This is a genomic window from Chamaesiphon sp., assembly GCF_041737865.1.
Taxonomy (GTDB): domain Bacteria; phylum Cyanobacteriota; class Cyanobacteriia; order Cyanobacteriales; family Chamaesiphonaceae; genus Chamaesiphon.
Map to the genome: position 1 here is coordinate 1 of NZ_JBGSQZ010000180.1, position 12,704 is coordinate 12,704.

The window sequence follows — 12,704 nt, forward strand, 5'->3', positions numbered from 1 at the left end:
AGCTACGATAATAATGGCAACTTGGTATCTGTAAAAGATGCCCTCGGACGAGCGAGCCTGTATCAATACGATGCGCGCAATCGCCTAATTAGTACTACGGCGGCGGATGGGGGAATTACTAGTTCGACTTTCGATCTCAAGGACAATCTCATTGCCAATACCGACTCGCTCGGACATAAAACTCAGAAATTCTACGACAGTCGCAATCGGTTGAGTCGGGAAGTAGACGCATTAGGTAACGAGACTAACTATGGTTATGATGCAGCCAACCAACTGACTCAAATTATCGATGCGTCAGGTAATCTTACCTCGTATTTTTATGATGAATTGGGTCGCCAAACCGCTCAGTTTAGAGCATTAACTTCTACTACTTCTGGTTCATACATTAATGCCAATGGATATGCTACTCGCACCGAGTACGATAAGTTAGGCAATGTCACCGCGACTGTGGATGCGAATGGCAATCGGACTGAGTATCAATATGACGCGCTAAATCGTCGCACCCAGGTGAAGGATACTCAAAGTGCCCTAACTCTCACTGGTTATGACAAAGTTGGGAATGTCCTGAGCATTACTGATGCACTCAATCGAATTACTAGTTACGCCTACGATGCACTAGATAGACAGATAAGTCAGACCGATGCACTGGGACATGCTAGTACCAGTGCTTACGATGCGGTGGGCAATATCATTTCGACTACCGACGCACTCAGTCGGACTACCAGTTATGATTACGATAATTTAAATCGGCGGATTTCCACTACTGATGCGCTGGGACAAACTCAATCCGTCACCTACGATAAAGTTGGGAATGTTCTCACTCAAACTGACGAACTGGGACGGATGACAATTTATGGGTATGATAGTGTCGATCGACAGACTACCATCACCGATCCGCTGCTCCACACTAGCACCACCAGCTATGACACCGAAGGCAATGTTACTAGTACCACCGATGCAATCGGGAATATAACTCGTTACCTCTACGATCGCAATAATCGGCAGATTATTGCGATCGATGCTAAGTTGGGTGTGACTAAAACTAGTTATGATCGAGTTGGTAATGTCGCGTCGATTACCGATTCGGTAAATAATACGACGAGTTATACATACGACGCGATCGATCGCTTAATTACCGATACCAACCAGTTAGGTAAAACGCGGACTCGTAGTTACGACAATGTTGGCAATTTGACTCAAACTGTCGATCGAGATGGACGGAAAATCGCCTACAATTACGACACCTTAAATCGTCAAACTGCCGAACGCTGGTTGAATGCTAGTGGTGCTACGGTTAAAACTTTCAGTTCTGGTTATGATGCTGTGGGACATTTATTAAGTTCGACTAATCCTGATTCGACTTATAACTATAGTTATGATGCGATCAATCGAGTCACCAGTATCGATAACACAGGCACAGTTGGCGTTCCTGCTGTCAAATTCAACTACACCTATGATGCAGTGGGGAATCTGTTGACTGTAAATGACAGTATCAATGGGACTAGTGCGGGAATCACTGGTTATACCTACGACTTATTAAATCGCGTCACCAAGTTGACTCAAGCGGGTACTGGTGTCCAGAGTAAACGGGTGGATATGGCTTACAATGCGGTCAATCAATTGACTAGTTTGAGTCGATTTAGTGGGGTGAATTCGGTTGTCGAGACTAACTATGTCTATGACAATAATCAACGGTTGATTCAACTAAGTCACAAGAAAGGTGCGAGTTCGATCGCTAGTTATAATTACAGTTACGACAATGCCGATAAGTTAGCACGCACTGTTTCGAGTGTGGATGGGACGAGCGATTATAGTTACGATCCGACGAATCAACTGACTGGTGCGGACAATACAACAGTGCCGGATGAAGCGTATACTTACGATGCCAATGGAAACCGAACTTATGGCGGTTATGTGACTGGGGCGAATAATCAGTTATTGTCTGATGGCACTTATAACTATACCTATGATGGGGAGGGGAATCGGACGAAGCGGACTGAGATAGCTACGGGTAAGGTGATGGAGTATGTCTGGGATTATCGGAATCGGTTGACTTCAGTTGTGTTTAAGGATGCGGGTGGGGTGGTTAGTAAGTCGATCGATTACATCTATGATGGTGATAATCAGCGGATTGGGCAGAAGCTAAACGGTGTTGTTACGGAGCGGTATGTCTTAGACAGGAATCACATTGCGCTCGTGTTTGATGGTAGTGGTACTCAGACGCATCGGTATTTGTATGGTACTCAGATCGACCAAGTGTTGAGTGATGAGACTCCGACGGGGATGGTATGGGCGTTGGCCGATCGGTTGGGGACTGTTAGCGATTTAGTCGATAATAGTGGTAGCGTGGTCAACCATATTAGTTACGATAGTTTTGGCAAGGTTCAGAGTCAGAGTAATCCTAGCGTTATGTTTCGGTATGGGTATACTGGTCGGGAGCAGGATGGGGAGACTGGGTTAAATTATTATCGCGCGCGGTATTATGATGCGAGTAATGGTCGGTTTATCTCTGAAGATCCGATCGGGTTTGGGGCTGGGGATAGTAATCTGACGCGGTATGTTGAAAATAGTCCGGTTAATGCAACAGATCCGAGTGGTAAAATCACCTTTATTTTGCCAGGTGGCGGAGGTGAGTTTGGTACTTTACCAGTTTCTCTTGGAATAGGAGCTAAATATCCTGTAGTTCCTATTCCTAATCCTTTAGGAGCAGATGCCGCAAGAGATCCTTTCGGCGTAGTAAGAAGTGCCAACGCTACTGCAATAGTACAAGCCTTTTTGACGCTTGGAGGGGGACTTAAACCTGGCGAACCAATAAATATCATTGCTCATTCTGACGCAAATCAGGCTGTTGTCAATAAATTAGTAGCAGCTATCAAATTATTAAACTTACCTGCAAATATATATGTGGGTAGACTAGATCCAACATTTAAAGCGAAACCTCCACGTCTTCTATGTGAGTCTTTTGATGTGGGTAGTAATAAACCATTATCAATAGATCCACGAGATCTAGCAGCAGCGGCTTGGTGGAGGGTTTTCAGACCTGATTACAGAGCTAATTTTGGTGTAGGGCATATGGATTTATTAAATGATTTTGGTGTTAGGCAGTATCTAAAATCTAAACTTGAAATTTAATGGCAAATGAATTTATTATACAATTCGACGATCATATCAGTGATATCTTTGGTAATTATACTAATTAATTTGCTTGAAAGTTCCTCATATATGTATCCGTTGACAATTTACGCTCCAGAAATAATTCAAAGATTATTGAATGATAGAGCTATTGACAATGAGTATTTAGACAGAGTTAAAGCCACATTGTTTATTTTTGTTTACATAATTATAGTATTTATATTTAATTTAATACTTGGTTATTTATTAGGCTATTTCTGCGGTCTATTTTTAATAAAACATGGGCATATAATTATTGCAATTGCAAACCTAGTGTTATTTTTTATCAATCTTTATTCTTTTATTATTCTAACTAAAAAAAATACGTATTCGAGCTTTATATCTGAAGATGAGACAATAAATACTATCTTGGGTATGTTTTTTATGTTAATGGAAAGAACGATACCTCAAATGATAGGAGCATGGTGGATAATACATACAAATTAAAACAATATTTTTGTAGGTCGGGTATTTTTCGCTACTTGTAACTTATGAGTTAGTTTGATGTGATCGATCGACTAATCACCAACACCAACCAACTCGGTAATATCCGCACTCGCAGTTACGATAACGTCGGTAATCTCACTCAAATAACCAACAGAAATGGACGATCGGGCGATCTCAAACTTGCGCGATCGGGGCATCCTAGAACTATCACCATCTCTGACTCGCTCGATGCCCAGCCTTGTCTCTCTCGCTCCGACAGTCTCCAACCACCAGATCTACCTCTCTAAAGCCTACGGGCGGCATCCTCACCAGTCGGCTCGAACGCCGAAGAGTGTGTCATGCTTTTCTTGGACACTCTAATGTTACTGGAGAAAGCTCATCCCTAATGATTACTTGTCAATTGCTGGGTGGACTAGGAAACCAGCTATTTCAAATAGCAACTACTCTGGCAGTCGCGCTCGAACATGAAGATGAAGCCGTCTTCGATCTCAACGGGCATCGCCAGCTTTCTCAAGGAAGTAGGGCGATAGATTATAAAACAACTATCTATCGAAATTTAATAGATCGCCAGATTCCACCTTGTAAATATATATTTAAAGAACAGGGTTTTGGCTATCGACCGATTGCATACCAGTCAGGAATGATGCTAGTTGGCTTTTTCCAATCTGAGAAATACTTTATCAAATATCGGCAAAAATTGCTCGATATTTTTACCCCAGATCGCCAAGTAATCGAAGAATTAAAATATAAATACGCATTTATTTTAGAGCGACCTAATTGTGCGATTCACGTCAGGAGGGGCGACTATGTAAAGAGAACACAATATCATCCAATTTGTTCGCTCGACTATTACTCTTTAGCAATCGATCTATTCGACCGCGACACCACATTTTTAGTCTTTTCTGACGATATTGATTGGTGCAAACAAACATTTGACAGCCCCAGATTTACATTCAGCGAAAATAGCAGCGTGGCGAGTCCCCCGCCACGCAGTGAATACATCGATCTATATTTAATGAGTATGTGCCAGCATCAAATCATTGCCAATAGTACTTTTAGCTGGTGGGGAAGCTGGCTGAATCAAAATCCTCACAAAAGAATCATCGCGCCTAAAAATTGGTTTGGCTCTGCGCTCCAACATCTCAAGACTGATGATATCTACACCGAATCGATGCTGAAAATCTAGAGCTTGCTACAGGAGCGATGTAAAAGCCTGTAAGAGCGAACTGAAACCTTTGCTGCGGGTGAAAGTTCTCAACATCGTCATCAAACATCCCGTGCGTCACGGGCATTCTAAAACTAGAACCACTCTTCACCGCTCAGATGCCCAGCCTCGTCTCCCTCGTGATGACCGTCTACAACCGCGAGAACTATCTCAGCCTCGCCCTCGACAGCATTCTGCTCCAAACCTACCCCCATTGGCAGCTCACCATCTGGGACGATGGTTCCACCGACTCATCCCCAGAAATTGCCGCCCTTTACGCCCGATTAGACCCTAGAATTCACTTTATTGCCGCTCCACACGCCGGACAAACAAATGCTCTGAAGGCAGCGATGATGACGAGCGATCGCGAATACTTCGGTTGGATCGATAGTGATGACAAGCTGGCTCCATCTGCCCTAGAGAGTACGGTAAACATCCTGGATACCCATCCTCAAGTCGGGATGACATACACCGACCATCACGCGATCGATCCTAGCGGTAAGGATTTAGGACTAGGGGCTAGATGTCACATCCCCTATTCCAAAGAGCGATTGCTCATCGATTTTATGACCTTCCACTTCCGACTGATCCGGCGGGAAATTTACGATTTAGTTGGCGGGATCGATGTTGCGGTTCCCTACGTCCAAGACTACGATCTGTGTCTAAAAATATCTGAAGTTACCGAGATTTATCACCACCCGCAACCACTCTATGACTATCGCGTCCATCCCACCATGATTTCTCAAACTCACAAGAACGATGTCACTACATCTGCGGCTTTAGCGGTGCGAAATGCTTTAGTGAGAAGAGGTTTGAGCCACAGGTACCGCTTGGATATTATCGAAGGCGACAGGTTCAAGCTGGTGAAAATATCCAAGTAGTCCTACCAAATTATCCGGTGGTAATCGTTTGATAAGCGTGAGATTATCAAACGTCCCCGAAGACGATCGATCGCCCAACAACATCACAATCTACCGCTTTTAAAACTACCCTCCACCCTCCTCATCTAACCGCTAAAATAATACCGCCCCAGTCTATACGAGCCATTTGCTGCCTTGACACCAAAATACCAACCCCATCCCGAAGCCGCGATCGTTGCTTGTTACTTCAACCCCAAACAATCGCCATACCGAATTAAAGCATTCCACCACTTTTATCAAAGTATCCAACATCTCAACCACTCGATCTTCGAGTGCACGATCGGTAACGGCACGCCGCAGCTTCCCAATACTAGCAGCATCCATCAAGTACGCGCCAAGAGTTTGTTGTGGCATAAAGAAACATTACTCAATCGCGCAATTACCAAACTAGACGATCGATTTAAATACATCTTCTGGCTCGATGCCGACGTATTATTTACCAATCCCAACTGGCTGGTAGAAGGAGTCGAACGATTACAAACGGCTACTATCCTCCAACCCTTTGAATACTGCCACCATCTCGAACGAGATCGGTTCATTCCAGCTCCCACACCGCTCGCTCGACATCCCCAAGCTTGGCGTAGTTTCTGCGCTACACTCAAGACCGCTTCAAATTATCAAATTAACGCCAACTACTACGATTGTGGCAATGTGGGCTTTGCGTGGGGTGCGCGCCGCTCCATTTTAGCCGCCGTACCCCTGTTCGAGCGCGCCCTAGTCGGGTGTGCAGATCGGCTGATCGCCCATGCTGCGGCAGGACAAATCCCGCACCCGTTAGTCGAAATCGCGTTTGGCGATAACCTCACAGAAGCCGAGCGATGGAGTAGTGAGTTTTATGCCCAGACGGAGGGCAAGATCGATTATGTCCCAGGAGATCTGTATCATCTCTGGCATGGAGATCTGAATAATCGGCAGTACATCCAGCGAATCGAGGACTTTAAGGGCAAAACTCAGTCGATAGTCGATCGAGACGAACAGGGATTTTTCAAGACCGACGATCCGAGCATCGATACCTACATGCAAGGCTATTTCCAGCGGCGCGAGGTGCCGCCTTCCCCTATAGTAGAGCCTGTCATCCAACATGCCCCACTCCGCGCAGGGGAGCCAGTCTCCTTGGCAATGACCGTTTACAACCGCGAACGATACCTCAGTATCGCCCTCGACAGTATCCTCACCCAAACCTATCCGCACTGGCACCTGACGATTTGGGACGACGGCTCCACCGATACATCTGTCGAGATCGCCCGTGAATATGCCCAGATCGACCCCCGCATCAAATTTATTGCCGCTCCGCATACCGGGCGCGGCAATGCCTTACGAGCAGCTAATTCGGCTTCATCCCATAGATATTTAGCCTGGATCGATAGCGACGACGTACTGGCTCCTGAAGCCCTCGCTGCTACGATAGATATCCTCAACAGTAATCCCACAGTGGGCATGGTCTATACCGACCACTGGCTCATTGACGAGCGGGGTCGCCAGTTAGGATTGGGAGCTAGATGTCAGATCCCGTACTCCAAAGAGCGATTGCTCATCGACTTTATGACTCACCACTTTCGATTGCTGCGGCGGGAAATTTACGATCTGTGCGGTGGCATCGATATCGATTTTCCCCCAGCAGAAGATTACGATCTGTGCCTGAAAATTTCCGAACTCACCACTATCTACCATCATCCCCAACCGCTTTATTATTATCGGGTTCACCCACAAAGTCTGTCCAGACAGCAAAAATCGCTACAAACCGAACGCTCGGCGACTGCGGTCAGGAATGCACTAATGCGGCAAGGATTGAGCGACAGGTACCGATTGGATGTAACAGAGAACGACAGGTTTAGGATCGTGGCTAATATTCCCGACCCAGCCAAAAAGATCGAGAATTAATTCCTGATGGCGAAAAACCCACACCTCGCCCAATTAAGAACGAACCGCACGACGGCACTGTCCACAGCTTAAACCTTTGCACCGAGCGTATTACAGCCATAACCTAAACGTAATCTCCTTTTGCCGCTAACTGTTTTTTCCGGCACAATTGTGAACTTAATCTACATCAGCGTTTCAGCCCCAACGATTGCTTGGTAGAGTGATGATTAAAATCAGATTGATTTAAGGCACCCCTGCAATGTTGTCACCACAAATCTCCGCCACTGACGATCCCTTTACCCTCGATGCCGACAACCTGATTGGGGTCTTTACTAACTTTCTCCAGTTCGACGTAGCTAACGGCGCGGCTAGCCCTGAAACGATTCGCACTTACTGGTGCCAAGTCCAACAATATTTGCGCTGGTGTCAAACCAGCCGAGTCAAACCGACATCAGCGACGCGGGACACGATTAAAATCTACCGCTATGCCCTCGTCCAACAGGGGCATAAACCGAAAACTATCGCCATAAAATTAGCGGCAATTAGTCGGTTCTATGATGCAGGTATGGAGTACGGAATATTACATACTAATCCCGTTTGGGGAATTAAACCCCCCCACCAGTATGACGACCCGACCGAGGCGATTACCTACTTCGACCAAGCAGAGACTACCGCCTTACTCCAGGCTCCGCTGACACAACCCGTCCCCATCCGCCGCCACCGCGACCAATTACTGTTGGGGATTATGGCATTAGAAGGAGCGCGTACCCGCGAATTACACCTGTGCAACTTGGGAAATATCATCCGCACAGGGGCGGGTGTAGGCTTGAGCGTAGCCAGTAAAAAGCGACGACGCACTATTCCCCTGCTCCCCGAACTGGCAGAGTTATTAGCCGAATATCTTACATGTCGCCAAACTGCTGGATATTCTTTAGAATTGAATAGTCCCTTGTTTGTCAATCTGCGCCGTCCCGAACGGGGTGAGTGCCGACTGTCGCTGCGGGGAATTCGGTATGTTGTAGATTCATACCTGATTCGACTCAATCTCAAGTCGGGGAACGGTCAAACGCGTTCCGCTCATAGTCTCCGACATACGGCGGGGACATTAGCCCTGCAAAATGGGGCATCGCTGCGGGAAGTCCAAGATCTGTTAGGTCATGCCGACCCGCGCACGACGGCAATTTACACACATGTGGGTGATAAATGGTTGACGAATCCGGCTTTGAAGTTGGGAATTAAACTCAGTCCCGACCCCTTGCCATCAGGTTAAAATATCAATCTATCTGGTTGTTTAAGTACCTGAATGCTTTGGTTCGAGATTTAGAAATAGTGGTGAAATTATCGCCTAATTTTGGTTCAAAATCCAGTGTTAAAGTAACTGCTGCCTGCTCCAAATCTGGATTTTATTTACAACCAGACTTGATTTACTTGAGAGTCCGATGACCGATCTTGATTCATTTGAATTTTTTAATGTAGTAGGTGATTTCTCCTCGAAAGAATCTCTAATTCAGACAGGAAAGGAAGGCTATCTCCAAAATAAAGAAGCACTAAAACAGTTGAAAAGTCAACAAGTTATGTGGGAGGATATTCTCAAATTTTCAGGAGCATTTTCTGTTGGTTCTGTCTTTGTACCTTTTCCGCTAATCACTCTGTTCGGAGCAGGTGCAACGGCGGCAGCACTTGAATTCCACCTTGCTGTTAGTCGATTAGCTGCTGTGACAGAAATGCTACTCAAACATTTTGGCGAGCGGAACATTACGATTACCCCTCGTGTCAAAACTGATGAAGGAATTATCGACCTACTCGTTAAATTTCCAGATCGGAGGATTTTTGCATTTATGTTTAAATCCAAAGGAAATGCGTTTGTAAAGTGGCGAGAAGATCGTCAAAACTTTTTTATTTCTAATCGTAAAAAAGGGGGGAAAAGAATTACCAGAGATCCTGAATTAATTAAATTAAGCTATAAATTAAATCGGATGTCACTAGCATTGAAGAAAGAAAAGAATCCGCTTAAAGGATTATCTAACACCGAGCTGAATAAAATAACGATTAAAGCGATCGTACTGACTGGCGAAACCAAAGTCGATCCCAATAACGATCCAGCTCTATTTGTGGATTTTGGTCGGGCTAGAGTCCTGCGAGTGCAGGCAGAGAGTTCCATTTACGTGTTGAATCAAGACGACGATCTGATAAACTTTCTAATGCCCACCGAAAAAACGTAGTAATATAAGTTCAAACGTACATAATCTTAGTATTACCTACAGATACTAAGAAACCTCACCCGCGTATGCGAGAGAGGATCTATTGCAGCCCACTACGACCTTGTTTCGTCACCAGAACTAACCTGGATTCACGAAAAAATACTTTCTTTACCAAGATTGTATTGACATTATATCCATTTTTGGCGTATATTGTCTGCCCCCTCACTAGAGTCTAGTTAAAAGACTAGCTTCTACCGAGGGTTCGTGATTCGAGATTGGTTACTGGTGACTCCAGCGAGGGGAGTCACAAATGAAATTACCACCAAAAAACCCAGCATTAGACCTAGCCACGCAACTACCCAAACTGTTTCGCCACAACAACTTCGGGTATATAGAAGCAGACAACCAGCTCAAACCCGACTGGCTCACCAAAACAGAGTTTCCGTTATCATCCGGCGAACTAGTACGTTTATTCTTAGAAGAAACTAAGCTAATCGGCGTAGGATTCGGCAAGTTAACCAAATACATCCTCATCGACATCGACTGGTTGAGCAAATACCACCCAACCCACGACATCGACGCATTCCGAGGCATCCTCAACGCCCTAGAGAAAATCGGACTAACCAGATACCTAGTCATCAGAAGCAGCGACAGCGGCGGCATCCATATTTACCTACCACTACCCAAACAAGTCTCCACCTTCCAACTAGCAGCAAGCGTCCGAGTCACCCTCACCGATGCCGGATTCGACATCAAAAACGGACACCTAGAAATATTTCCCAACACAAAATCATTTGCCAAAACAGGAACAGGCGAATTTAGCCATTACAAGCGACACAGACTACCCCTCCAGTCAAACAGCGGGTCATATATGCTCGAAGACGACGGACTAAACCCCCAACCGCTCCTCGACACCACAGAAGACCAACTAGCAGCATTTCTAGACCAGTGGGAGATAGCAGCAGCCGGACAAGACATGAAACTATTAAACCGGAAACTCCCCCAGTTGTACGCCAAATACAAACAGCGGAAAAACCGCTTCAAATACCAGAGCTGTGAAGACAAAACGAAAAAAGCCAGAGAATGGGAAACCGCCCTTAACCTAGCAAGAGCAATCGGCTGGACAGGCTACGGACAGACATATAGCCTGATGCCAAAATTCCTAGCCTATGGAGTCGTCTTCCTAAAACTAGTAGGAAAAGAACTCTACGACTGGATGCACAAAGCCATCACCACCGCCCCAGGATACCAGCAAAACTGCCGCCATCAACACGAGATCGAGAAAATGATTCGGTCGTGGATACGTACCAACGACCGCACCCAATACTATAGCCCATATAAATCCAAGCCAGACCGAAACCAGAACTACCCATTTGGCGACCCCCTACTCTTCAAAAAAGCCGAACCCAAATCCAACCCAGCCAACAAAAGAACAGCAGATCTCGCCATACATCGAATCAGAACAGCCTACTCCCGTCTAATCGACAAACTCACCCCAGAGTTAAAAATCGAAGACCTCAAAGAAATGATTCGGGAGCAGATGAAAAAAATCTTCGATCGGGCATGTAGTAATAGTACTCTAACCAAATACAAAAACATTTGGCACCCAAAATATCGAAACAATCCGAACACCCTCAGCCAAACCCAACCAAACGACCTACAAGACAGAGCCACCGCCGATTGCAGCGATTCCGTCGCCCAGCCAGTTACCAAAAGTTTAGAGACTCAAACCCTTGCCCAGACAGAATCCGAACACCCTCAAACCCCTATGATATGTGCAGCGGCACAGCCGCTGCCCACTCCCCAGATTCCCGAACAATCACTTACAACCGTCCACATACCGCACCACAATTCTTCAGTCCAAGCAGAGTCTTTGTTATCCTCCCCCATTCCCGAACAATCATTTATAACCACCTACACTAAGCACTACAATTCGCCAGCCAAACATGTTGTAACACGTAAACCTAGTAAATTTGAATTCTTAGCTACTGCTCTAGCCAAAATCATTAGTGTAGCGATAGTCGTCGTTAATGCAGGGTTAGCCGCCGCAGTTGTCACGAACGAACCAGCCAACGCAGTAGATATCGAGTTAGTTTCCCCCCAAATCCCAACGACTATCGCTCCCCATCCAGATGCTCATAGCGTAGAGGTAGAGCATCAAAGTGACGAAAGTAGTCCGCCGCTTGAAGATTCAACCGATTCAGCTCGTAGCATCGAGATTGGGCGTAAGTTACGACGGAACGTACACAAAGTTGGACGCAAGACTTATCCTGCATTAGCTAATTGCCAGGTGGTGTCTGCTAATGGATTAGATTGGGTAGTAAGGAATTCCAATGGCGAATCGTGGAATGTGTCTCAATACGCACTCGCCAGCGGAGTCTGGGAAATTGAGTGCGATGCGGCGAATGTTGTTGTCGAACGAGTCAGATCCATTGTGGAGATTGCTCGAAGTGTGCGGACGAATCTTCCCGCTTTACCGGACGTGCTGCTGTCAGAATTTTTACAGCATCCCGAACTGGAGGAGATCGAGCTAACAATTGAGTTAGCCGATAAACTTGCGTCCGCTCGCTCAGATTTGGAAGTGCGAGATCTAACGGCGGATCTGACTCCCACCGCAAAAATCGAGCTGTGGAAGGTGTTGAATGAGGATGAGCGAATCGCTGTGCGACAGATAACCGCTCGCCCTACACGAGTTGTAGCGCAGGAATCTACCGATAATTCAAGAGCGGAGGATCTATCTGCACCGACAATTCAACACCCCGACACACCAGAAGAACACCAGCCCTCGGATGTGTCCCTCCCACAACCAAACCATCTAACTGTCCATCCGGTTATCGGAGGGCTGGTGCGGACAGTGACGGGAGCGATTGGGGTAGTGCGATACATATTTAACTCGCTCTC

8 protein-coding genes are annotated in these 12,704 nt (G+C 46.0%); all 8 read left to right on the forward strand.

The window, feature by feature from the left end:
• Positions 1-3,132: RHS repeat-associated core domain-containing protein (locus ACEW9J_RS13645; protein WP_373545664.1), on the forward strand; the 3,132-nt coding region annotated here is incomplete at its 5' end.
• Between the two features lie 545 nt (positions 3,133-3,677).
• A complete protein-coding gene (locus tag ACEW9J_RS13650) occupies positions 3,678-3,905 on the forward strand; it encodes an RHS repeat domain-containing protein (RefSeq protein WP_373545665.1) in 228 nt (75 codons plus the stop codon).
• On the forward strand, positions 3,857-4,804 hold the full coding sequence (locus tag ACEW9J_RS13655) for an alpha-1,2-fucosyltransferase (RefSeq protein WP_373545666.1): 948 nt from the start codon (positions 3,857-3,859) through the stop codon (positions 4,802-4,804). Before ACEW9J_RS13650 ends, ACEW9J_RS13655 begins: the two co-directional genes overlap by 49 nt.
• A gap of 137 nt (positions 4,805-4,941) precedes the next feature.
• Entirely contained in the window at positions 4,942-5,703 is a 762-nt protein-coding gene (locus ACEW9J_RS13660) for a glycosyltransferase (protein WP_373545667.1), read from the forward strand.
• Positions 5,704-5,877: 174 nt separating this feature from the next.
• Positions 5,878-7,623 (forward strand): glycosyltransferase, encoded by a 1,746-nt coding sequence (locus ACEW9J_RS13665; RefSeq protein WP_373545668.1) that lies wholly within the window; start codon positions 5,878-5,880, stop codon positions 7,621-7,623.
• A 238-nt stretch (positions 7,624-7,861) separates the two neighbouring features.
• Complete coding sequence (locus ACEW9J_RS13670; RefSeq protein WP_373545669.1) at positions 7,862-8,872, forward strand: tyrosine-type recombinase/integrase; 1,011 nt, start codon at positions 7,862-7,864, stop codon at positions 8,870-8,872.
• Positions 8,873-9,041: 169 nt separating this feature from the next.
• Positions 9,042-9,824: a hypothetical protein gene (locus ACEW9J_RS13675; protein ID WP_373545670.1), complete on the forward strand. Its 783-nt coding sequence runs from the start codon at positions 9,042-9,044 to the stop codon at positions 9,822-9,824.
• A 289-nt stretch (positions 9,825-10,113) separates the two neighbouring features.
• Positions 10,114-12,704 (forward strand): hypothetical protein (locus ACEW9J_RS13680; protein WP_373545671.1); only part of this gene is annotated, 2,591 nt, incomplete at its 3' end.